A 21,226-nucleotide genomic window follows, 5' to 3' on the forward strand; every position below is an offset into this window, starting at 1 on the left:
CATGACACTTGTCCTCGGCGCAAGCTTGCTCATCGGCGGGATATTGGTCATCTGCCTCGTCGTCCTGGACGTCCGATTCGTCTTGGGAATCATCCGGCTCGTCCCGGAGACCATCCGTTTCGTCCTGGAGAACCGGGCTCTCGCTCGACACACGGCTACCAAACCCGGTGAGGATCGGCCTGTCGATCCCCCGCTCCTGCGGTTCGGCCGCCTAATGGGCAAGGAGGGGTGGACCCGATACAGCGGCGTGTACGTCATCAGTGCGTACGCGGACGGCCTCTGGGTCACCACCGGAGGACGCGACCGCGGCATCTTCGTGTCATGGGAAAATATTGCGGTCACCAGGACGTGGGACATCTTCGGTCAAGGTGCCGAACTCGATATCGGAGCTCCCGTAACCCTTGATGTTCCGAGCTACGTTGCCGACGCGCTTGCAGGTTTAGCGATGAACCGCTGGCCGGAGAGCGGCCCCATTCGCGTGGTCACATGGCGCGATGTCGCGCTGAGCCTGCTGTGGTTTTGGGCAGTGGGATCCCTGCTGGGTGCAGCATTTCTCGGTGCGTTCTTAACTCTGATTTCCTGGCTGGATGGACGCGGGGCGTCTCTCCTGGTCCCTTTCCTCTTTCCTTCGATCCCGTTTGGCCTCGTCTGCATCGTCCTATTTTTTATCGACTGCCGCGCTCTGCGGTCGGGTGCAGCGCGGGCCGATAGCCGGCGTTGAGCGCGCGCAGCGTCGACGGCGGTGTCAGCAGCATCGGCTGAGACAGCTCGCGTGCACCGCTGACGTAACCGGCCGCGGACCACAACAGAGCCCTGCCCTGCACCACCAGAAAACTTTCCTCGCCCTGCTGCACCATCGCGCCGTCGGGCAATTGCGCCAGCGGCATGGGCAGCGCGTGCAGCCGCTTCTTGCCGCGATCGAGACGCTCGCGATGCAGTTCGGCGTCCATCGCCTTTGCACTCACCTTGCTCGCGCCATTGCCACTCTGCCATGCCGCGCGGAAGCGGTTGGCATCGTCGCGGCGGCAGAAGAAGCAGGGTCGGTGTCCCGCGGCGAAGGCGGTGGCTTCGTCGAGAAAGAACAGCTCGGTCCAGCTCCGCCGCGCCATCACCGGCCGCCGCCAGCCGCGGAATTCGCACAGGCAGGTGATCCAGGCCGGCGACGACCAGCGCTTGTTCAGCAGCGTCTTCGTCGCGGGATCGTGGATGATGCCGCGATTGCCGGTGAACAGGCCGCGATGCGGGGTGGCGACGATGTCGCCGGTGGGCGTGACTCGGTTCTGCAGGGGCATGGCTGCCTCCACCGGTCATTGCGAGGAGCGCGGCGACGAAGCAATTCGTACTAGGTTCGCGAATGCATTGCTGGATTGCTTCGCTTCGCGCGCAATGACGAGCGTGATCACGCCGCGCCGTCGCGCAGCGGCGGGTGGTAGGACAGCGCGGTATCCCAGGGAAAGAAGATCCAGGTGTCCTGCGAGACTTCCGTGATGAAGGTGTCGACCAGCGGACGTCCCATCGGCTTGGCGTAGACGGTGGCGAAATGCGCGTCGGGCAGCATCTTGCGCACCATCCTGCCGGTCTTGCCGGTGTCGACGAGGTCATCGACGATCAGCAGCCCCTTGCCGGTGCCGCCGCCGAGCTTCATGGCCTGTTCCGAAATGCCCTTGAGGACCTGGAGCTCGCCCTGCTTGTCGTGGTCGTAGCTGGCGATGCAGACCGTATCGATGACACGCACGCCGAGCTCGCGCGCCACGATCGCCGCCGGCACCAGGCCGCCGCGCGTGATCGCGATGACCGCATGGAACGGGCCGACCTCGTTGAGCCGCCAGGTCAGCGCCCGGCAATCGCGGTGGAACTGGTCCCACGAGACCGGGAAGGCCTTGCCCGCCCGCTCCTGTGCGCTCAGTTCCGGTGCTTCACCAGCCATTGTCGTCTCCTGCTTCGCCTGCCGGCAAATTCCCTGCTAACGGGTGATGTTCAATCCCGCCAGCATTTCCTTCACCGCGGCCATGGCTGCCGCGAGCTTGTCCGCATCGCGCGAGCGCACCACGAGGTTGGTATTCGGCTTCTGCTCCTCGTCCATGAAGGGATAGCTGCCGATGATGGTGTCGGGATGGGCGGCGGCAATCGCGCGCAAGGGGCTGCCGATGTCGCCTTCGCGCGCGTTGGCGCGGACCGATTCGGAGAGCATGCGCACGCCGGATTTCAGCTTGGGCGAGACGATGTCCATCATCGCCTGCATGATCGAGGGCACGCCCGCCATCACGATGACATTGCCGATCTTGAAGCCGGGGGCGAGGATGGTGGCGCTCTGGATCAGCTCGGCACCGTCGGGAATGCGGGCCATGCGCAGGCGGGCCTCGTTGAGATCCTGCTCGCTCCAGCGCTCCTTGAAGCGGGCGACCACCTCCGGGTGATGGTCGATGCCGACCCCGAACGCCTTGGCGACGCTGTCGGCGGTGATGTCGTCATGGGTCGGGCCGATGCCGCCGGTGGTGAAGACATAGGTGTAACGATGCCGCAGGGCATCCAGGGCAGCGATGATGTCGGACTCGTCGTCGGAGACGACCCGGACTTCCTTCAGGTCGATGCCGATATTGGTCAGGTATTCGGCGATGAAGCCGATATTCTTGTCCTTGGTCCGGCCGGACAGGATTTCATCCCCGATGACCAGAATGCCCGCCGTGACGATCTCGCTCATGCCTTAAGTCCCTCACCTCTGGTCTCGACTTTGCCGAGGTAACGCGTTGAAGTCACGCGGTTTTGCTACCGAAATAAGCAGTCCTCAGCCATTTTTTCAGGCAGGCTGCCAAGCATCCCCGGCAAATGCCCTCTCTCCATGCTTATCGCGCTGGCCCGCCCCTTGCTACCTCCTCAAAGTCATGCACTCTTGCCGCATGGCCAGGGAGACACGTCGGAATCTATGGCAGTCGCGTTTGACGAAATGAATATTCCGGGTGGGGACCTCCGCCCCGCCTATCAGGAGCTGGCACGCTGGCTCAAGGAGACGCCTCCCGAGGCGCTCGAATATCGCCGCCAGGAAGCCGAGCTCCTGTTCCGCCGCATCGGCATTACCTTTGCGGTCTATGGCGATTCCGAATCGACCGAGCGCCTGATCCCGTTCGACGTCATCCCGCGGATCATGTCCGGCAAGGAATGGGGGGTGCTCGAAAAGGGGCTGAAGCAGCGCGTGAAGGCGCTGAACATGTTCCTGCGCGACGTCTACCATGGCCGCGACATCCTCCGCGCCGGGATCGTGCCTGAAGATCTGATCTTCCAGAACCCGGTGTTCCGGCCCGAGATGAACGGCCAGCAGGTACCGCACGACGTCTACGTGCACATCGCCGGCATCGACATCGTCCGGGTCGATTCCAACGACTTCATCGTGCTGGAGGACAATGCGCGGACGCCGTCCGGCGTGTCCTACATGCTCGAGAACCGCGAAATCATGATGCGGTTGTTTCCGGATCTGTTCGCCCGCCACAGGGTGGCGCCGGTCGAGCGCTATCCGGACGAGTTGCTCTCGGCGCTCCGCTCCGTCGCGCCGCTCAGCGCCTCGGGCGAGCCGACCGTCGCCCTGCTCACCCCCGGCGTCTACAACTCGGCCTATTACGAGCACTCCTTCCTTGCCGACAAGCTCGGCATCGAGCTGGTCGAGGGCCGCGACCTCATCGTCAAGAACAACGAAGTGTTCATGCGGACGACGGAAGGGCTGAAACGGGTCGACGTGATCTATCGTCGCGTCGATGACGACTTCCTCGATCCCCTCACCTTCCGCCCCGATTCCGCGCTCGGCGTGCCCGGGCTGATGTCGGCCTATGCGGCCGGCAACATCACGCTCGCCAACGCCGTCGGCACCGGCATCGCCGACGACAAGGCGATCTACTCCTACATGCCTGACATCGTGAAGTTCTATCTCGGCGAGGAGCCGGTTCTTAAGAACGTGCAGACCTGGCGCTGCCGCGAGTCGAAGGACCTCGCCTATGTGCTGGATCATTTGAGCGAGCTCGTCGTCAAGGAGGTGCACGGCTCCGGCGGCTACGGCATGCTGATCGGGCCCGCCGCGACCAAGGCAACGATCGAAGCGTTCCGCGAGAAGCTCAAGCGCGAACCTGAAGGCTTCATCGCGCAGCCGACGCTGGCGCTCTCGACCTGCCCGACCTGCACCGCGTCCGGCCTCGCGCCACGCCACGTGGATCTGCGGCCGTTCGTGCTGACCGGCAGCAAGAGCACCACGATCGTGCCGGGCGGGCTGACGCGCGTCGCGCTGAAGGAAGGCTCGCTCGTGGTGAATTCAAGCCAGGGCGGCGGCACCAAGGACACCTGGATTTTGGACGAGTAGAGAGATGCTGTCGCGTACCGCCGAAAACCTCTACTGGCTCGCCCGCTACGTCGAACGGGCCGAATATCTCGCGCGCACCATCGATGCGACGCTACGGGTCACCGCACTTCCCGCCGCCTATATCGGCAAGACCAATGAATGGGACTCGGCGCTGCTCACCGCCGGCGTCGCCGCCAGCTTCTATCAGACCTACGAGGAAGCCAACGAGCACAACGTCGTCGACTACCTCTCGTTCTCCGTGGACAATCCGTCCTCGATCCGGAACTGCATCGAGGCGGCGCGGCTGAACTCGCGCTCGGTGCGCACGGCGCTGACGAGCGAGATGTGGGACACGATCAACTCGGCGTGGATCGAGCTTCAGGCGGTCTGGAGCAAGGGCACCTCGACGCGCGAGGATTTGGCAAAGTTCCTGCGTTTCGTCCAGGAGACCTCGCTGCGCTTCGACGGCTCGGCCTACCGGACCATGCTTCGCAACGATGCCTACTGGTTCTCCCGGCTCGGCCTGCATCTGGAGCGCGCCGACAACACCGCGCGCATTCTCGACGTGAAGTATCACGTGCTGCTGCCCGAAGAGGAGCACGTCGGCGGCCCGCTGGACTTCTACCAGTGGAGCTCGATCCTGCGCTCGGTGTCGGCGCTGACGGCCTATCACTGGGTCTATCGCGAAACGCTCAAACCGTGGCTGGTCGCGGATCTGCTCATCCTCAACAGCACGCTGCCGCGCTCGCTGGCGAGCTGCTACGACAATCTCGTGCGCAATCTCGACCAGATCGGCGTTGCCTATGGCCGCCAGGGCCCGGCCCAGCGCCACGCCCGCGGCATCCGCAACCGGCTCGAACACAGCAATATGAACGACATCTTCCAGCATGGCGTGCATGAATTCATTCAGGAATTCATCACGGACAATTCCAGGCTGGGCGAAATCATCACGAAGCAGTATCTGATCTGATGTCCCTCGACTGACGGAATAGGGTACCGTCATGGCCGGCTCGTCCCGGCCATCCACGTCCTTGCTTTCGCGCGACGAGGAGGAACGTGGATGCCCGGGACGAGCCCGGGCATGACGATCTTCTTTGCGGCGACAGTCGGGCCCAACAACGAACGACACGGTCCACCATGCGCCTGCGAATCCTGCACACGACGACCTATCGCTACGAGCCGCCGGCCACCAGCGTGATCCAGATCCTGCGCATGACCCCGTGCAGCCATGACGGGCAATATGTTGCGGAATGGCAGATCGACGTCTCCACCGACACCAGGCTCGATGCCCACGAGGACGCGTTCGGCAACGTCACCCATGTGCTGTCCTGCGGGCCCGTCGGCGACATCAAGATCACCGCCGAGGGCTTGATCGAAACCCACGACACCGGCGGCGTGCTGCGCGGTACCGACGAGCGCTTCCCCGCGGGCATGTTCCTGCGCACCACCGACCTCACCTCGGCCAATCCGGCGATGATGGCGGTCGCGCGCCAGTTGCGCAGCGAGGCCGAGAGCGACACGCTCGGCTTCCTGCACACGCTGATGACGGAGATCAGCGATCACATGACGTTCGACGAGGACCCGACCAACAGCGGCACGTCGGCCGCCGAGGCGTTCACGCTCAAGCGCGGCGTCTGCCAGGACTATGCGCACATATTCATCGCCTGCGCCCGCACCAGCGGCGTGCCGGCGCGCTTCGTCTCCGGCCACTTCCTGCGCTCGGACGGCACGGTGCATCAGAACGCCGGCCATGCCTGGGCTGAAGCCTATGTGCCCGATCTCGGCTGGGTCGGCTTCGATCCCGCCTACTCCATCTGCGCCACCGATGCCCATGTCCGCGTCGCGATCGGGCTCGACTATCTTGGCGCAGCCCCGGTGCGTGGCACCCGCTATGGCGGCGGCGCCGAGACGCTGACGGTGGCGGTCAAGGTCGAGCAGGCCAGCCGCGGCGGGCCGTCGCAATCGCAATCCCAGCGACAGAGCTAGCACAGCCGTCCGAACGCACCGGCCGTGCTACACTCGCGGGGATCAGACCTGTCCCTGCGAGGTACTCCATGGCAACCGTCAAGCTGCTTTCGGACGATGAGCTCTCTTCTGAGGCGCGCGCCGTCTTCGACGATATCCGCAAGGTGCGGAAGTCGGATTTCGTCAACAATTTCTGGCGCGCGCTGGCGCATGATCCGAAGACGCTGCGGAGGACGTGGGAGAGCATCAAGGAGGTCATGGCTCCCGGCGCGCTCGATCCCAAGGTCAAGGAGATGCTCTATGTCGCGGTGTCGATCGCGCATGGCTGCAGCTACTGCATTCACTCCCACACCGCCGCCGCGCGGTCCAAGGGCATGACCGAAGCCGAATACGCCGAGATGCTCGCCATCGTCGGCATGGCCGCGGAGACCAACCGGCTGGTCACCGCACTCGGCGTGCCGGTCGACGAGGCATTCCTGGTCGACGCGGCCGATTAGGTGCTGTCTCACGCTGTCATTCCGGGCTCGCGACTTTGTCGCCCCGGAATGACGACCTCCCCGCGGGAATCGGGGGTTGGACCTGCCCCCTGAAATTGGCTAGTAATTCCGCGCAAACGCCTTCGGGGACTGGAAATGACCTATTGTTGCGGAATCCTGGTTCGGGACGGTCTGGTGATGATCGCCGATACCCGCACCAATGCCGGGCTCGACAACGTCTCGACCTTCCGCAAGCTGCATATCTTCTCGAAGCCCGGCGACCGCATCATGGCGATCGCCAGCGCCGGCAACCTCGCCATCAGCCAGTCGGTGCTGTCGACGCTGACCGAAGGGCTGGAGGATCCCACCACGGGCGAGATCGAGACGCTGATGAACGCGCCGACCATGTTCCAGGCCGCCCAGCGCATTGGCCGGGCGATCCGGGCCGTGCACGCGACCGAGGGCCCGGCGCTGAAGTCGGAAGACGTCTCCTTCGACGTCTCGTTCCTGTTCGGCGGCCAGATCAAGGGCGCGCGCATGCGGCTGTTCATGGTCTACACCGCGGGCAACTTCATCGAGTGCACAACCGATACACCCTACTTGCAGATCGGCGAGCACAAATACGGCAAGCCGGTGCTCGACCGCGCCATGCATTACGACGTCGAGCTTTACGAGGCGCTGAAGACCGGCCTGATCTCGATGGACTCGACCATGCGTTCCAATCTCGGCGTCGGCCTTCCCATCGACGTGCTGGTGGTGCGCGCCGACGCCTGCGATGCCGACCTCAACCACCGCATCGAGGCTGGCGAGCCCTACTTCCACGACCTGCGCTCGCGCTGGTCGGCGGCGCTGCGCGCGGCGCACCAGAACATTCCGCGGCCGCCCTACAAGAACGAAAAAGAACCGAAGACCTGACAGCATGAGAAAAGGCAGGAAACGATGAGTGAAGCAAAGAAGATTGCGCTGGTGACGGGCGCCGGCACCGGTGTCGGGCGCGCCGCGTCGCTGGCCTTGATGAACATCGGCTTCACCGTGGTGCTGGTCGGGCGCCGGCTCGACATGCTCGAGGAGACCGCAAAGCTCGGCCCCGCCGGCAAAAGCCTGTGCGTCACCGCCGACATGACCAAGCCGGACCAGATCGCCGCGCTGTTCGACAAGGTGAAGGCGACCTATGGCCGCCTCGACGTGCTGTTCAACAATGCCGGCATGGGCGCACCCGCCGTGCCGTTCGAGGATCTCAGCCTCGAGCAGTGGCAGGCGGTGGTGAACACCAACCTCACCGGCCCGTTCCTGTGCACCCAGCACGCCTTCCGTATCATGAAGGACCAGAGCCCGCGCGGCGGCCGCATCATCAACAACGGCTCGATCTCGGCGCATGCGCCGCGCCCGTTCTCGGCGGCCTACACCTCGACCAAGCACGCCATCACCGGCCTGACCAAGGCGAGCAATCTCGACGGCCGCATGTACGACATCGCGGTCGGCCAGGTCGACATCGGCAATGCGGCAACGCCGATGACCGACCGCATGGTCAACGGCCCCGGCGTGCTGCAGCCGGACGGCACCACCAAGCACGAACCGCGCATGGACGCCAAGTCAGTCGGCGATGCCGTCGCCTACATGGCCGGCCTGCCGCTCGACGCCAACGTGCTGACGATGACGGTGATGGCGACCAAGATGCCGTTCGTCGGACGCGGCTGACGCTAAATTTGCGAAAACAACCCCATGCACAGTAGGGATCTCATTGATTCCTCTGTGCTTTTTCCGCAGCTTTTTGAGACGATTCAGCTCTCTGGTCTCGTGTCCCGAACGGGGCGCGGCATGCAATGACGCGCTGCTGAGCCGTGGCCCATGCCCTCCGCGATCTCGTGGATGGCCTTCCGGGTCTTGGCTCTGCGCCGCAACGCAAATGCGTTGCCGCTTGTCCGGGACACGAGCCTTCCCCTACTCCAGGCTTTCCACCTTCCGCAGGCTCGGAAACAGCTTCATCCACAACAGCGCCACCGCAACCGTGGCGACGCCGCCGAGCACGGCGGCCGGCATGGCGCCGAGCAGCGCGGCGGCCACCCCGCTTTCGAACTGGCCGAGCTGGTTCGAGGCGTTGATAAAGAGGAAGTTCACTGCGCCGACCCGGCCGCGCATCTCGTCGGGCGTGGACAGCTGCACCAGCGAGAAGCGGATCACGACGCTGATCGTATCGGCGGCACCGAGCACGGCGAGCGACAGCACCGACAGCCACATCCAGGACGAAAGCGCGAACACGATGGTGGCGAGGCCGAACACGATCACGGCCTGGAACATGCGCAGGCCCACGTGCCGTGAGATGGCGTAACGCGCCAGCACCATGGTCATCAGGAGCGCGCCGACTGCGGGCGCGGCGCGCAGCACGCCGAGCCCGACCGGGCCGGTCTGCAGGATGTCGCGGGCATAGATCGGCAGCAGCGCGGTGACGCCGCCGAACAGCACCGCAAACAAATCGAGCGAGATGGTACCGAGGATCGCCGGATTGCTGCGGATGAAGCGGACTCCGGCAAAGATGTTGTCCGAATCCGTTCCCTCCTTCGCGACGGCCTGCGGGCGCGGCCGGATGAAACCGGTCAGGATCATTCCCAAAATCCAGAACAGCACCATCATGGCATAGGCCAGATGCGGAGCGACCGCATAGGCGAAGCCGCCGAGCGCGGGCCCCGTGATGGTCGCGACCTGCGCTGCGCCGCTGGAGACGGCGGTGGCGCGCTGCAGCGAGCCCTGCGGCGCGATCAGCGGCAGCAGCGCCGCCGTGGTCGGGCTCTCGAACGCGCCTGCAATGCCGAGCACGAAGGTCGCGATGAAGATCTGCACCTCGCCGACTGCGCCGAGATAGGTGATGATTGCGAGATAGAGCGCGGTCGCGGCCTCGGCGAACTGGCAAAGCTGGACCACGCGCTTGCGCTCATAGCGGTCCGCGGCATGACCGGCGACGAACACCAGGAGCGCGGTGGGCAGGAACTGAACGAGGCCGACCATGCCGAGATCGAAGGCCGAGCCGGTGAGATCGTAGATCTGCCAGCCGATCGCGACCGCCGCGATCTGGCTGGAAAAGCGCGACAGGCTGCGCGAGAGCACGAAGAACAGGAAGGCGCGGTGGGTCAGGAGTTGGCCGGCGGTCACCGGCGGATTCACGGCTGCTGGCTGCTCTGGCATCGCCTGTTGGATCACCCCTGAGCGTCGCTCTCTTCGATGCCTCCCGCGTGGCTGACGCAGACCGGCTTGTCAACAGCGGGACGGCCAACACCATTCCCGGCATTGCCTTTGCAGCGCAGGCGCGGCCATAATCATTGAGGGTTTGGGGACATCATGCTGCGCCTGCAATCGGCACTCGGCATTTTCGCATTGCTGTTGATCGCCTTCGCGCTGGCGGAGAACCGGCGCGCCGTGTCGCTGCGACAGGCGGGCATCGGCCTCGTCGCCACCTTCGTCACCGCGATCGTGCTCATCAAGCTGCCGGTCGTCGCGCACGCTTTCGGCGCCATCAACGACGCTGTCGGTGCGATTTCCGCGGCCTCGCGTGCCGGCTCCGCGTTCGTGTTCGGCTATGTCGGCGGCGGCACCGTGCCTTTCGACGTCAAGGTGCCCGGCGCCGATTTCATCCTGGCATTCCAGGCGCTGCCGATCGTGCTGGTGATGAGCGTGCTGACGACGTTGCTGTTCTATTGGCGCGTGCTGCCGCCTGTCGTCCGCGGCATGGCCTGGCTGCTCGAGCGAACGCTCGGCGTCGGCGGCGCGGTGGGCCTCTCGACCGCCGCCAATATCTTTCTCGGCATGGTCGAGGCGCCGCTGTTCGTGCGGCCGTATCTGAATCAGATGACCCGCAGCGAATTATTCCTGGTGATGACCGGCGGGATGGCTGGCATCGCAGGCACCGTGCTGGTGCTCTACGCGACGCTGCTGGCGCCCCTCATTCCCGATGCGGCCGCGCATTTCGTCATCGCCTCCGTGCTGGGCGCGCCGGCCGCGATCCTCGTCAGCCTGATCATGGTCCCTGAAACCTCCGACAGGCGCACCGGCGGAACGCTTGAGGATCCCCGCGTCGCAGGCAACCCCGAGATGGAGGTTACCAGCACGATGGATGCGATCGTGAAAGGCACCGGCGCGGGGATCGAGCTGCTGATCAACATCGTTGCCATGCTGCTGGTGCTGGTGGCGCTGGTCTATCTCGTCAACGCCATGCTCGGCCTGCTGCCGAATGTCGGCGGCGCCGCGATCTCGTTGCAGCGCCTGCTCGGTCTCGTGATGGCGCCGGTGTGCTGGCTGATGGGACTGCCTTGGGATCAGGCGATCACCGCCGGCAGCCTGATGGGCACCAAGACGGTGCTCAACGAATTGATCGCCTATGTCGACTTCTCGAAGCTGCCGCCCGACACGCTCGACCCGCGTTCGCGCCTGATCATGCTCTACGCCATGTGCGGCTTCGCCAACTTCGCGAGCCTCGGCATCATGATCGGCGGCCTGGGCGTGATGGCGCCGGAGCGGCGCGAGGAGATCAACGCGCTCGGGCTGAAGTCGATCGTATCGGGGACGCTGACCACGTGCGTGATGGGCGCAGTGGTGGGAGTGCTGGCTTGATGCCGTAGTCAGAATGAGCGCAGCGATATCCGGGATCAACTTCGCTTCTGGGAGACGTTCGCGGATGCCGCTGCGCCGGTCCGGGCTACGAACCGGTCATTCCGGTCGACTGCACAATTTCGACTTCTGCAAGATGCGGCGCACCTCGGCCAGCTTGGCACGGCAGGGCTCGACCGCCATGGCCTTCGCCTCGCTGGTTCGCCCCTGCGCCCACAGCAACACCGCCATCAAGCCCTGCGCACCGGAGCGCACCGGCCCACCCGCCACATCTGAAGCAGCGAGCGACAGGGCGGTCCGCGCCTCCGTCTCGGCGGCACTGAGGTTTGCTTGTTCCAGGAAGAAGACTGATCGGAACACGTGGGCCCGCGCATCTCTCGGGTAGCGGGTGACGAGATCAAGCGACCGGTTGACCATCTCGTCAGCCTTCGCCGGCACCTCCGACGCGCGGATATAATGCAGGGCATCGGCCATGTAGGACGCATAATGGACGGCGGCGAAGCCGGCACAGATCAGTGACCCAAGGGATGCTGCAAGCAACGTCATGCCTGCGCTCCGCGGCAGGCTGTCATAGGACCAAAAGGCGAGCCAAGGCGTGACCGCAAGCGCGGCGCCGGCCACCGCACCCCCCGCATGGGCATAATAATTGACATTGCCCGAGGCACCGAAGGCCAGCGGCAGTAATGCGGGCACACCGAAAAAGAGCGACGTCTTCAATCGCGATAGGGTTTGATCGGCGTCCGCTTCGGGCTCGAAGCTCGCGACGAACAGTGCGGCGATGAGCCCGGTAATGGCACCGGACGCGCCGACGCCCACCGTGCCGGGGCCATTGCCCAGCAGAGAGCCGACCTCACCTGCCACTGCACTGACGACGAAGATCAGCGCAAACCAGCCACGGCCGATCAAGGACTCCAACCTGACGCCGACGATGAACAACGCAACGCAGTTGCTGATGAGGTGCCATCCGCTGCCGTGCAGCAACGGCGCAAGGCCGATCCTCCACCACTCTCCTCGTCCGACAACGAGATCGTACCCGGAGGCGCCCTGAGCGATCAGCGAGCGGACATCGAGGTCGCCGTCCCGCGCAACGTCGATGGCCAGACTGCGTTGCAGGGCGAAGATCAGCAGCAGGCCGAAGATCAGGCCAATGGTGAGAAAAGGGATATCGGCCAGAAGCTTGTTGTCGCCGAAAAGCGTCCCCTCGCTGGGAAAGGGCCGAGCGGGTTCACCCACGATCCGGAGCGATCGGCGCGGCGGCGGGTCGAAACGACGCTCTCGAGGGAGGCGGCGCGACGCCACGTCGGCCAAAAGTGTTGGTCGCCATGAAAGCATTCCTGCGTTCTCACAGCTTTGAGTTGACGGGAGAGGTCTTTTCGACTGGTTAGCGGTCACGCTGCTGGCCAGCTGAAACCATCCGGCTGGTAATTGCGCAGTTTCTCAGGTCGGGTGCTTTTTAGCGATCGTAACGGAAATGCTGACGCGCGCTTGATGGGGCGCGGTGGTGGGGGTGCCGTCGTAGGTTTCTCCGGCGTCATTCCGGGGCGCGACGACGTCGCGAGCTCAACTGCGCAACTGAGAATCCATTGGGCCGCGTGTAGGACGTGAAACGGTTTCCGGGCTCGCCCCGAGAGGCGCGCCCCGTAATGAGGGGAGAGCCCGTAGCCGGCCCCGATCAGAGGTCTCCCTCTTCCTTGGCCAGCGTCAGCAATCGAAGCGTCAGGAACGTGAACACCGCGATCGTCACCGCGACATCGTAGGCACCGAGCCCGACAGAGACGCCGATTGCACCGGTGGCCCACAAGCTTGCGGCCGTGGCGGTGCCGTGTACCGAATTGCCCTGCTTGAGGATCGCGCCGCCGCCGATGAAGCCGATGCCGGTAATGAGGCCCTCGATCACCTTGGCCATGCCGTCAGGCGAATGCACCAGGAGACTTTCGCTCGCCTGCACGAAGCCGCAGCTCGCCAGCGCGACCAATGGAAAGGTGCGCAGGCCCGCGCTTCGCGCGCGCTTCTCGCGATCCCACCCGATCGGAACGGCAAGCGCAAAAGCGGCCGCCAGCGCAACGACATGAACGCCGATGTTGAACCTGTCCAAAAGCAAATCCCCGAAACGAAAGCCGCCATCAATATCAAGCCGGCTGCAACGCGGGCAAACAGCTGATGGTTTCCTGACGGGCGAATATGTCGCATGCGGCGTGCAGGGATGCGTTTCGCGGGGCGCGCGCAGCCTGGATTGGCGCAGGCCTAATCCGAGAAGATCGCCTGCCAAATGCACTGTCCCGGATTGCGCTGCATCCGGGCTGCGAACCGGTTCGTCATTGCGAGCGAAGCGAAGAAATCCAGCAATGCGTCCGCGGAGATGGTCTGCATGGCGTCGCTCGCATTGACGGCGGAGGCGGAGAGCGACGACGGCGCCTACGCTTTCAACTCGACGGTCTTGAACTCCGCCGGCAGGATCACCTCCAGCAGTTCGACGTCATCCGAATAGTCCAAAATCATGTGCTTGATCTTCGGCGGTTGGGTCCAGGCGCTGCCTTCCTTCATCAAGGTCTCGCCCTGCCCGTCCATGTAGGTCTTCACCCAGCCCTTGAGCACGTAGACCATCTGGAAGTCGACGTCGTGAAAATGCAGCTTCGACACCTCGGCCGGATCGCAAGGACCTTGCAGGCGGATCACGTGCGCTTGCGCAAGACCGCGGCTGGCGTCGGCGATGCCGAGGTCACGGTATTTCGCGTAAGCGCGCAGGCCATCGGCCTTGAAGTCTTCCTCGCGGTGATGGCTGATCGCGATGCGTTGCCGGGGGCGTGCGGGCTTCTTCGGAGGCACGATCGGTGCCTTTGCCTTCACTGCTATGCGCGCTGGAGATCGCGCTGCGGCCTCTATAACGCTGCGCTTCTTGACTGCGGTTTTCGTTGCGGGTCTTGATGTCTTTTGCTTGGCCATTGTCTGCCTCCCTGATCTGAGCCGGCCCGCAGGACAGGCACAACCCGAAGGCAGACTATCCAGTCCCGGGTCAGGCGGCAATTGCCGGGCGCAGGCCTGACATCACGATGAGCCCGATCGATCGTAGCTTGTCCGAAGCTGTCGTAGCGCGCGGCCGTCGTCTCGTATTCGTTTTCCCGCTGAATTAATCTCGAAGGGAGATTCTGGGGGAATGAATTCATGGGCAACAGCGTAGGCCAGCGTGCATTTCAAAATGCCCGGCTTCAGAAACGGCAAAAGGCCGAAGTGCTGCCGCTGCTCGGGCACGCGCTTCAGCTCCACAAGATGGGGCTTCTTCCCGAGGCCCGGGCTGCCTATCGCCAAATCCTGCAGCTCGCGCCCAACCAATTCATGGCGCTGCACATGCTCGGGGCTCTGGAGTCCGATGCCAAGAACTATGATCAAGCCGAAATCCTGCTGAGCCGAGCGGTCGCCGCGGATCCGCGATCTGCCGATGCTCATATGAGCCTGGGCCTCGCGCTCAACGGGTTGCGGCGACACGACGAGGCTTGCGCGAGCTATCGAAGGGCCCTCGCCTTGCGGCCCAACCACGCCGCGACCCTCTCCAATCTCGGTAACGCGAGCGTGGCCCTCGATCTCCACGAGGAGGCGCTGCACAGCTATGACAAGGCGATCGCACTGAACGCAAACCTTGCCGAAGCCCATAACGGCCGGGGTTGGGCGCTGTGCCGTCGGCGCAACTATGACGAGGCCATCGCAAGCTTGAACCGCGCGCTGTCGATCAAGCCCGACTATGCCGCGGCGCTGGCGAACCGCGCGACGGCGTTACGGGAGCTTCAGCGATTTGACGAAGCGCTGGCAGACGGCAACCAGGCCATCGCGCTCGCTCCCGACGACGCCAATGGCTGGCTCGCCCGGGCCAGTGTCCTGCTCCAGATCCAGCAGATTGCCCAGGCGTCGCACGATTGCGAGCAGGCGCTCGCGATCGATCCCGATTCCATTCAAGCTCACCTGGTGCTGGGGCTTTGCCTCGCCGGACTTGGCCGGGTCGACGAAGCCCTCGCCAGTTTCGACAGAGCCCTCGCCATCCAGCCCGACCTGCAGAGCGCGATCTCCAACAAGATCTTCACGCTCGATTTTGCGGGGGACGCCACCGTCGAACGGCATCAGCAGGCGCGCCGGGTGTGGTGGGAGCGTGTCGGCGCGAAAATCGCTTCAGAGGCGGTGGCACCGCATGACAACAGCCGAGATCCGGATCGCCGCCTGGTGCTCGGCTATGTCTCGTCGGATCTCAATGCGCATTCGGCCGCGTTGATTTTCAAGCCGGTCCTTCAACACCACGACCGCACGCAGTTCGAGGTCGTGTGCTACGCCTGTTCGTCGAAAGTGGATGCGACGACCAGCGAATTTCAGGGGATTGCCGATCGCTGGCGCGACGCCTCGCAATGGACCGAAGATCGCCTCGCCGCCGAGATCCGCGCTGACGGCATCGACATCCTGATCGATCTGTCCGGCCATACCAGAGGAAACCGTCTCGGCGTATTTGCGCGCAAGCCGGCACCCGTGCAGGTCCATGGCTGGGGTCACGGCACCGGCACCGGCCTGCCGACGATCGATTATCTGATCTCGGACCCGGTCGCGATCCCCCTTGAGGTTCGTCATCTGTTTGCCGAGACCGTGGTCGACCTGCCGTGCTTCGTCACGCTGGCGTCGCTGCCGATCGAGATTCCACGGGCGCCAACGCCGGCGATCTCGAACGGCTTCGTCACCTTCGGCGTCTTCAACCGCATCAGCAAGATTTCGGACGAGGCCGCGCAAGTCTGGTCCAGGATACTCCAGGGGGTGCCGGGTTCGCGACTGTTGGTCAAGGATGTTGCGCTGGACGACCAGCTGGTCCGCGAGAACCTGCTCGCGCGGTTCGAGGCTAGCGGGTTGCCGGCCGAACGCGTCGAGTTGCTCGGCGCGACCTTGCGAAGCGACCATCTGGCATCATTCAATCGCGTCGACATCTGCCTCGACCCCTTCCCGCAGAACGGCGGTGTCAGCACATGGGAAGCCTTGCAGATGGGTGTGCCGGTGGTGGCCAAGCTCGGCAACAGCCTGCCCAGCCGTGCTGCCGGCTCCATCCTCACGGCACTCGGCCTGCCGGACTGGGTCACGGACAGCCATGAGGCGTATATCGACATCGCAACCCGCCGAGGCTCGGATATCAGCGAGCTCGATCGGTTGCGCCGCGAATTGCCCGAGAAGATCCGGACCGCAGCCGCCAGCAACCCGGTCTCATACGTGCGCGCAGTCGACGACGCCTATCGCGCGATGTGGAGACGCTATTGCGGCGCCGGCGCCTGATTGCCGTCTCAATGCAGCCGGAACACGCCATCCATGGCGCGCAGCTCGGCCGGCTTGATCAGCTTGGAGTGCGCGACGGTGACTGAATAAAGGGGACCATCGAGCTTGTCCTGCCAGAACGCCAGGAAATCCTTCAGCGCCGGAAATTTCGGAAACATGTCGTAGTCCTGCCAGACGTAGGTCTGGAGCAGCGAGGGATGATCCGGCATCCGATAGAGGATTTGTGCCGTCGTCAGCCCGTAACCCAAAAGCTGCTTCCGAAAATCCTCGGAAACGCCCCCACTCCGCACGCCCATGCCAACCTCCTTTGCAGGAGCGCATTCGCGGGGGGCTTGGTCGGTGTGCGCCTTACGAGCCACCCGGTACTGATGCGCTCACATGAGAGAAATGTGACGCAAACTGACAACCCATCTCAAGCCTAAAAGTTTAACAAGCTGTTGAAATTCAACGCGTTAGCAGCAGATGCGGCACCGTGCTAATACGGCCTCGCCGTCGGTTAACGATGGAAATGAGATTCTGGCAGACCGCGCTTCCGAGTGCTTATTTTTCTGCTAGAAGCCCTTGCCCCCGCAAAAATCCTGGCTTATCTCAAGCTGGCCCGCCTGGCACTCGCCGGCGGCGACTGCTAACAATCTGAAATCATCAACCCGAGCAATTGCTTAGGAGGACTGCATGAACTTCCGTCCGCTTCACGACCGCGTCGTGGTCAAGCGCATCGACGCAGAAGAGAAGACCGCTGGCGGCATCATCATTCCCGACACTGCCAAGGAAAAGCCTTCGCAGGGCGAAGTCGTCGCCGTCGGCCCCGGTGGCCGCGACGAAGCCGGCAAGCTGATCCCGATCGACCTGAAGGTCGGCGACCGCGTGCTGTTCGGCAAGTGGTCCGGCACCGAGGTCAAGATCGACAATGTCGACCTGCTGATCATGAAGGAAAGCGACATCATGGGCGTTCTCGACGCTCCCGCTTCCAAGAAGAAGGCGGCCTAAGAGCCCCTCTCTCACCCAGCTAAACACCTAAGGAAAAATCCAGATGGCAGCTAAAGAAGTCAAATTCTCCGTCGACGCGCGCGACAAGATGCTTCGCGGCGTCGACATCCTCGCCAACGCGGTGAAGGTCACGCTCGGCCCCAAGGGCCGCAACGTCGTGCTCGACAAGTCGTTCGGCGCTCCCCGCATCACCAAGGACGGCGTCACCGTCGCCAAGGAGATCGAGCTCGAGGACAAGTTCGAGAACATGGGCGCGCAGATGGTGCGCGAAGTCGCCTCCAAGTCCGCTGACGCGGCCGGCGACGGCACCACCACCGCGACCGTGCTGGCGCAGGCGATCGTGCGCGAAGGCGCCAAGTCGGTGGCCGCCGGCATGAACCCGATGGACCTCAAGCGCGGTATCGACCTCGCGGTCGAGGCCGTCGTTGCGGACCTCGTCAAGAACTCCAAGAAGGTCACCTCGAACGACGAGATCGCCCAGGTCGGCACCATCTCGGCCAACGGCGACGCGGAGATCGGCAAGTTCCTCGCCGACGCCATGAAGAAGGTCGGCAACGAGGGTGTCATCACCGTCGAGGAAGCCAAGTCGCTCGAGACCGAACTCGACGTCGTCGAGGGCATGCAGTTCGACCGCGGCTACATCTCGCCCTACTTCGTCACCAACGCCGACAAGATGCGCGTTGAGATGGACGACGCCTACATCCTCATCAACGAGAAGAAGCTCTCCTCGCTGAACGAGCTGCTCCCGCTGCTCGAGGCCGTGGTGCAGACCGGCAAGCCGCTGGTCATCGTCGCCGAAGACGTCGAAGGTGAAGCGCTCGCGACCCTGGTCGTGAACCGCCTCCGTGGCGGCCTGAAGGTCGCGGCCGTCAAGGCTCCGGGCTTCGGCGATCGCCGCAAGGCCATGCTGCAGGACATCGCGATCCTGACCGGCGGCCAGGCGATCTCGGAAGATCTCGGCATCAAGCTCGAGAACGTCACGCTCAACATGCTCGGTCGCGCCAAGAAGGTGATGATCGACAAGGAGAACACCACGATCGTCAACGGCGCCGGCAAGAAGGCCGACATCGAGGCGCGCGTGGCGCAGATCAAGGCGCAGATCGAGGAAACCACCTCGGACTACGACCGTGAGAAGCTCCAGGAGCGTCTTGCCAAGCTCGCTGGCGGCGTCGCGGTGATCCGCGTCGGCGGCGCGACCGAGGTCGAGGTGAAGGAGCGCAAGGATCGCGTTGATGACGCGATGCATGCGACCCGCGCGGCTGTCGAGGAAGGCATCGTCCCGGGCGGCGGCGTCGCCCTGCTCCGTGCTTCCGAGCAGCTCAAGGGCCTGCGCACCAAGAACGACGACCAGAAGACCGGCGTCGAGATCGTGCGCAAGGCGCTGTCGGCTCCCGCTCGCCAGATCGCGATCAACGCCGGTGAAGACGGCTCGGTGATCGTCGGCAAGGTGCTCGAGAACAAGACCTACGCCTACGGCTTCGATTCCCAGACGGGCGAATATGGTGACCTCGTCAAGAAGGGCATCATCGACCCGACCAAGGTGGTCCGTACCGCGATCCAGAACGCAGCTTCGGTTGCGGCCCTGCTGATCACCACGGAAGCCATGGTCGCCGAACTGCCCAAGAAGGGCGGCGCCGGTCCGGCGATGCCCCCGGGCGGCGGCATGGGCGGCATGGACTTCTAAGCTCCAACCATCTCAAGGACTACGAAACCCCGGCAGCGATGCCGGGGTTTTTTGTTCGGGGGGACGCTCTCTCCTCGTCACTCCACCTTCCCCAGCCGTTCGAAGCGCGGTTCGCCGTCTTCATCGAGCGACCAGAAGATGCGCGTCACCTTGCCGACGAGGTTGTCCATCGGCACGAAACCGAACGCCGACATCATGCGGCTGTCGGTGGAATTGTCGCGGTTGTCGCCGAGCGCGAAGACGTGGCCCGGCGGCACCGTGAAGACGCTGGTGTTGTCCAGATAACTGTTGTCGACGCAGTCGTACGTCACGTAGCTCGCACCGTTCGGCAGCGTCTCGCGCCAGCGCTTGACCGTCGCATCGTCATCCACCCCGCAGGCAGAACCGGCTGGCGCCTCCTTCAGCGCAACCCGCGTCACCGGCTTGTCGTTGAGGAAGAGCCGGCCCTGCCGCACCTGGATGCGGTCGCCGGGCAGGCCGACCACGCGCTTGACGTAGTCGGTCGAATTGTCTTTCGCCGTGCGAAACACGACGATGTCACCGTATTCCGGATCGGCGGCAAAGACGCGGCGCGAGATCCAGGACGACGCGAACGGCAAGGAATAACGGCCGTAGCCATAGGCATATTTCGCGGCGAAGACATAGTCGCCAACCATCAGCGCCGGCACCATCGAATTGGAGGGGATGCTGAACGGCTGATGCAGGACGAAGCGGAACAGGATCAGCGGCGACCACAGCACCGGGACCAGCAGGATCAGGATGACGATTACTTTCCACTCCCGCGATCGCGCCCCCGGCGGCCGGATGGTGTCCTGAACAATCGTCATGCGCCTGCCCTGATCAAAGCAATGGTCATCGCGAGGTTACGTAACCTTCGCGCGCGTGCAATCCCACGTCCGTGATTTTGGTCGCACAGACCCGGTTCCGCGTTCATGGCAAACGCCTACAACGGATGTGTGAAAGACCGCCCTTGGACGGCCTTCCAGTTTCATGGGCGACGTCAGGGGCGCGAAATATCCTGGAAACACGCCCTCACCCAGTCGATCGTCACGCGTGTCGCGGGATCGCGCTTGAGGTGGTTCTGCACGAGCAGCCAGACGTCGCGCCGCTTCGGCAGCAGCGTCGCGCGCAGGCTGCGGTCGGCGAGCAGGTCTTCGCAACTGTGCTCGGGCAGCACGCCGACGACCTGATGCGACTGGATCATGATCCTGATGATGCGGACATTGTCGGTGACGCAGCGCAGGTTGGTCAGCCGCTTCGCCCGCAGGAATTGCTGCTCCGGAATCGTGTCGAGCTCGTCCGGATACACGCACGCGACCGGCTCGCCGCCGATGCGGTCGGCGGGCTCGAAGAAATACAGCCTGACATCGCCGAGCTTGGAGATGGTGAAATCGCCCTTCTCCGGCTTGCGCAGGCGAATGGCGAGGTCGGCCTGCCAGCGCGAGAATTTGACGTTGCCGCTGGAGGTCAGGAATTGCAGGGTCAGGCCGGGATGATCGCGCAGGAAGCTGCTCGCGTGTGGCGCCAGCAACTCTTCAGCGACCGCATTGGTCGAGGCGATGCGCAGGCGGCCGACCGGGCCGGACTGGCTTTCCTTGATGCGGTCGATCGCCGCGGCATGGGCGGCCATCGCGCCGACATGCTCGAGCACCGCCTCGCAATGGCGCGTCGGCCGCCGCAGCCCGTCCACGGCGTCGAACAGCGGCACGCCGAGATCGCGCTGGATGCGCGCGAGGCGGCGGCCGACGGTGGTCTCGTCGATGCGCAGCCGCGCGCTGGCGCCGGCATAGGTGCCCTCGTCCCTCACGGCGGCGATGATGCGCAGATCGTCCCAGTTCATGGCGGCAAGCCTAGCAGGCCGCGCCGTCGCCTGCAATTCTGCAGCCGTAAGCTGCAATAGTC

Annotated in this window: 21 protein-coding genes; 11 read left to right on the forward strand and 10 right to left on the reverse strand. The window is 64.2% G+C overall.

Annotated features, from left to right (window positions below):
* Nucleotide 1 precedes the first annotated feature (1 nt).
* The gene (locus JQ580_RS21315) at nt 2-721 is read left to right on the forward strand and encodes a hypothetical protein (RefSeq protein WP_212282189.1); all 720 of its coding nucleotides are present in this window, start codon (nt 2-4) and stop codon (nt 719-721) included.
* Here JQ580_RS21315 and JQ580_RS21320 read toward each other — a convergent pair.
* The 3 genes from JQ580_RS21320 to JQ580_RS21330 all read right to left on the reverse strand — a co-directional run bounded on the left by JQ580_RS21320 (nt 666) and on the right by JQ580_RS21330 (nt 2,701).
* Nucleotides 666-1,292 (reverse strand): hypothetical protein, encoded by a 627-nt coding sequence (locus tag JQ580_RS21320; protein WP_212282190.1) that lies wholly within the window; start codon nt 1,290-1,292, stop codon nt 666-668. The genes JQ580_RS21315 and JQ580_RS21320 overlap by 56 nt on opposite strands.
* A 107-nt stretch (nt 1,293-1,399) precedes the next feature.
* Nucleotides 1,400-1,927, reverse strand: coding sequence for a xanthine phosphoribosyltransferase (gene gpt / locus JQ580_RS21325; protein ID WP_212282191.1), 528 nt, complete (start codon nt 1,925-1,927; stop codon nt 1,400-1,402).
* Between the two features lie 36 nt (nt 1,928-1,963).
* Complete coding sequence (locus JQ580_RS21330) at nt 1,964-2,701, reverse strand: competence/damage-inducible protein A (RefSeq protein ID WP_212282192.1); 738 nt, start codon at nt 2,699-2,701, stop codon at nt 1,964-1,966.
* 222 nt (nt 2,702-2,923) lie between these two features.
* Between JQ580_RS21330 and JQ580_RS21335 the strand changes: the two genes are divergently transcribed.
* From JQ580_RS21335 to JQ580_RS21360, 6 genes are all read left to right on the forward strand, one after another.
* A complete protein-coding gene (locus tag JQ580_RS21335; RefSeq protein ID WP_212282193.1) occupies nt 2,924-4,342 on the forward strand; it encodes a circularly permuted type 2 ATP-grasp protein in 1,419 nt (472 codons plus the stop codon).
* A gap of 4 nt (nt 4,343-4,346) precedes the next feature.
* Nucleotides 4,347-5,291 carry an alpha-E domain-containing protein gene (locus JQ580_RS21340; protein ID WP_106951947.1) on the forward strand — a complete coding sequence of 315 codons (945 nt, stop codon included), beginning with the start codon at nt 4,347-4,349 and terminating at the stop codon, nt 5,289-5,291.
* Between the two features lie 167 nt (nt 5,292-5,458).
* The gene (locus JQ580_RS21345; RefSeq protein ID WP_212282194.1) at nt 5,459-6,307 is read left to right on the forward strand and encodes a transglutaminase family protein; all 849 of its coding nucleotides are present in this window, start codon (nt 5,459-5,461) and stop codon (nt 6,305-6,307) included.
* Nucleotides 6,308-6,375: 68 nt separating this feature from the next.
* Nucleotides 6,376-6,783 carry a carboxymuconolactone decarboxylase family protein gene (locus JQ580_RS21350; protein ID WP_212282195.1) on the forward strand — a complete coding sequence of 136 codons (408 nt, stop codon included), beginning with the start codon at nt 6,376-6,378 and terminating at the stop codon, nt 6,781-6,783.
* Between the two features lie 135 nt (nt 6,784-6,918).
* A complete protein-coding gene (locus tag JQ580_RS21355; protein WP_015685167.1) occupies nt 6,919-7,677 on the forward strand; it encodes a proteasome-type protease in 759 nt (252 codons plus the stop codon).
* Between the two features lie 24 nt (nt 7,678-7,701).
* Complete coding sequence (locus tag JQ580_RS21360) at nt 7,702-8,460, forward strand: SDR family oxidoreductase (protein ID WP_212282196.1); 759 nt, start codon at nt 7,702-7,704, stop codon at nt 8,458-8,460.
* A 243-nt stretch (nt 8,461-8,703) separates the two neighbouring features.
* On the opposite strand, the gene JQ580_RS21365 is transcribed toward JQ580_RS21360, so the two are convergent.
* Nucleotides 8,704-9,942, reverse strand: a complete 1,239-nt coding sequence (locus JQ580_RS21365) for an MFS transporter (protein WP_212282197.1) — start codon at nt 9,940-9,942, stop codon at nt 8,704-8,706.
* Nucleotides 9,943-10,095: 153 nt separating this feature from the next.
* On the opposite strand from JQ580_RS21365, the gene JQ580_RS21370 reads away from it, so the two are divergent.
* Complete coding sequence (locus JQ580_RS21370; protein WP_212282198.1) at nt 10,096-11,364, forward strand: NupC/NupG family nucleoside CNT transporter; 1,269 nt, start codon at nt 10,096-10,098, stop codon at nt 11,362-11,364.
* Nucleotides 11,365-11,460: 96 nt separating this feature from the next.
* Here the strand turns inward: JQ580_RS21370 and JQ580_RS21375 are convergent, their stop codons facing one another.
* The 3 genes from JQ580_RS21375 to JQ580_RS21385 all read right to left on the reverse strand — a co-directional run bounded on the left by JQ580_RS21375 (nt 11,461) and on the right by JQ580_RS21385 (nt 14,304).
* The gene (locus tag JQ580_RS21375) at nt 11,461-12,594 is read right to left on the reverse strand and encodes a rhomboid family intramembrane serine protease (protein WP_311982472.1); all 1,134 of its coding nucleotides are present in this window, start codon (nt 12,592-12,594) and stop codon (nt 11,461-11,463) included.
* A 439-nt stretch (nt 12,595-13,033) separates the two neighbouring features.
* Nucleotides 13,034-13,456 carry an MgtC/SapB family protein gene (locus tag JQ580_RS21380; RefSeq protein WP_212282199.1) on the reverse strand — a complete coding sequence of 141 codons (423 nt, stop codon included), beginning with the start codon at nt 13,454-13,456 and terminating at the stop codon, nt 13,034-13,036.
* 320 nt (nt 13,457-13,776) lie between these two features.
* Nucleotides 13,777-14,304 carry a cupin domain-containing protein gene (locus JQ580_RS21385; protein WP_212282200.1) on the reverse strand — a complete coding sequence of 176 codons (528 nt, stop codon included), beginning with the start codon at nt 14,302-14,304 and terminating at the stop codon, nt 13,777-13,779.
* Between the two features lie 219 nt (nt 14,305-14,523).
* Between JQ580_RS21385 and JQ580_RS21390 the strand changes: the two genes are divergently transcribed.
* Nucleotides 14,524-16,653 (forward strand): O-linked N-acetylglucosamine transferase, SPINDLY family protein, encoded by a 2,130-nt coding sequence (locus JQ580_RS21390; RefSeq protein WP_212282201.1) that lies wholly within the window; start codon nt 14,524-14,526, stop codon nt 16,651-16,653.
* Nucleotides 16,654-16,661: 8 nt separating this feature from the next.
* On the opposite strand, the gene JQ580_RS21395 is transcribed toward JQ580_RS21390, so the two are convergent.
* The gene (locus tag JQ580_RS21395) at nt 16,662-16,949 is read right to left on the reverse strand and encodes an usg protein (protein ID WP_212282202.1); all 288 of its coding nucleotides are present in this window, start codon (nt 16,947-16,949) and stop codon (nt 16,662-16,664) included.
* A gap of 376 nt (nt 16,950-17,325) precedes the next feature.
* On the opposite strand from JQ580_RS21395, the gene JQ580_RS21400 reads away from it, so the two are divergent.
* Nucleotides 17,326-17,640 carry a co-chaperone GroES gene (locus JQ580_RS21400; protein WP_212282203.1) on the forward strand — a complete coding sequence of 105 codons (315 nt, stop codon included), beginning with the start codon at nt 17,326-17,328 and terminating at the stop codon, nt 17,638-17,640.
* A gap of 43 nt (nt 17,641-17,683) precedes the next feature.
* On the forward strand, nt 17,684-19,324 hold the full coding sequence (groL, locus tag JQ580_RS21405) for a chaperonin GroEL (RefSeq protein WP_100176750.1): 1,641 nt from the start codon (nt 17,684-17,686) through the stop codon (nt 19,322-19,324).
* Between the two features lie 77 nt (nt 19,325-19,401).
* Here groL and lepB read toward each other — a convergent pair whose 3' ends face one another.
* A complete protein-coding gene (lepB, locus tag JQ580_RS21410; protein ID WP_212282204.1) occupies nt 19,402-20,151 on the reverse strand; it encodes a signal peptidase I in 750 nt (249 codons plus the stop codon).
* Nucleotides 20,152-20,324: 173 nt separating this feature from the next.
* On the reverse strand, nt 20,325-21,164 hold the full coding sequence (locus JQ580_RS21415; RefSeq protein WP_212282205.1) for a LysR family transcriptional regulator: 840 nt from the start codon (nt 21,162-21,164) through the stop codon (nt 20,325-20,327).
* Nucleotides 21,165-21,226: the final 62 nt, after the last annotated feature.

The sequence above is a fragment of the Bradyrhizobium sp. SZCCT0148 genome, assembly GCF_018129985.1.
Lineage (GTDB): Bacteria > Pseudomonadota > Alphaproteobacteria > Rhizobiales > Xanthobacteraceae > Bradyrhizobium > Bradyrhizobium japonicum_H.

What these genes read in the sequence shown, in the direction of transcription:
- JQ580_RS21315 (WP_212282189.1), top strand. Translation starts at nt 2, where the DNA reads ATGACACTTGTCCTCGGCGCAAGCTTGCTCATCGGCGGGATATTGGTC.
- JQ580_RS21320 (WP_212282190.1), bottom strand. Translation starts at nt 1,292, where the DNA reads ATGCCCCTGCAGAACCGAGTCACGCCCACCGGCGACATCGTCGCCACC.
- gpt (WP_212282191.1), bottom strand. Translation starts at nt 1,927, where the DNA reads ATGGCTGGTGAAGCACCGGAACTGAGCGCACAGGAGCGGGCGGGCAAG.
- JQ580_RS21330 (WP_212282192.1), bottom strand. Translation starts at nt 2,701, where the DNA reads ATGAGCGAGATCGTCACGGCGGGCATTCTGGTCATCGGGGATGAAATC.
- JQ580_RS21335 (WP_212282193.1), top strand. Translation starts at nt 2,924, where the DNA reads ATGGCAGTCGCGTTTGACGAAATGAATATTCCGGGTGGGGACCTCCGC.
- JQ580_RS21340 (WP_106951947.1), top strand. Translation starts at nt 4,347, where the DNA reads ATGCTGTCGCGTACCGCCGAAAACCTCTACTGGCTCGCCCGCTACGTC.
- JQ580_RS21345 (WP_212282194.1), top strand. Translation starts at nt 5,459, where the DNA reads ATGCGCCTGCGAATCCTGCACACGACGACCTATCGCTACGAGCCGCCG.
- JQ580_RS21350 (WP_212282195.1), top strand. Translation starts at nt 6,376, where the DNA reads ATGGCAACCGTCAAGCTGCTTTCGGACGATGAGCTCTCTTCTGAGGCG.
- JQ580_RS21355 (WP_015685167.1), top strand. Translation starts at nt 6,919, where the DNA reads ATGACCTATTGTTGCGGAATCCTGGTTCGGGACGGTCTGGTGATGATC.
- JQ580_RS21360 (WP_212282196.1), top strand. Translation starts at nt 7,702, where the DNA reads ATGAGTGAAGCAAAGAAGATTGCGCTGGTGACGGGCGCCGGCACCGGT.
- JQ580_RS21365 (WP_212282197.1), bottom strand. Translation starts at nt 9,942, where the DNA reads ATGCCAGAGCAGCCAGCAGCCGTGAATCCGCCGGTGACCGCCGGCCAA.
- JQ580_RS21370 (WP_212282198.1), top strand. Translation starts at nt 10,096, where the DNA reads ATGCTGCGCCTGCAATCGGCACTCGGCATTTTCGCATTGCTGTTGATC.
- JQ580_RS21385 (WP_212282200.1), bottom strand. Translation starts at nt 14,304, where the DNA reads ATGGCCAAGCAAAAGACATCAAGACCCGCAACGAAAACCGCAGTCAAG.
- JQ580_RS21390 (WP_212282201.1), top strand. Translation starts at nt 14,524, where the DNA reads ATGGGCAACAGCGTAGGCCAGCGTGCATTTCAAAATGCCCGGCTTCAG.
- JQ580_RS21395 (WP_212282202.1), bottom strand. Translation starts at nt 16,949, where the DNA reads ATGGGCGTGCGGAGTGGGGGCGTTTCCGAGGATTTTCGGAAGCAGCTT.
- JQ580_RS21400 (WP_212282203.1), top strand. Translation starts at nt 17,326, where the DNA reads ATGAACTTCCGTCCGCTTCACGACCGCGTCGTGGTCAAGCGCATCGAC.
- groL (WP_100176750.1), top strand. Translation starts at nt 17,684, where the DNA reads ATGGCAGCTAAAGAAGTCAAATTCTCCGTCGACGCGCGCGACAAGATG.
- lepB (WP_212282204.1), bottom strand. Translation starts at nt 20,151, where the DNA reads ATGACGATTGTTCAGGACACCATCCGGCCGCCGGGGGCGCGATCGCGG.
- JQ580_RS21415 (WP_212282205.1), bottom strand. Translation starts at nt 21,164, where the DNA reads ATGAACTGGGACGATCTGCGCATCATCGCCGCCGTGAGGGACGAGGGC.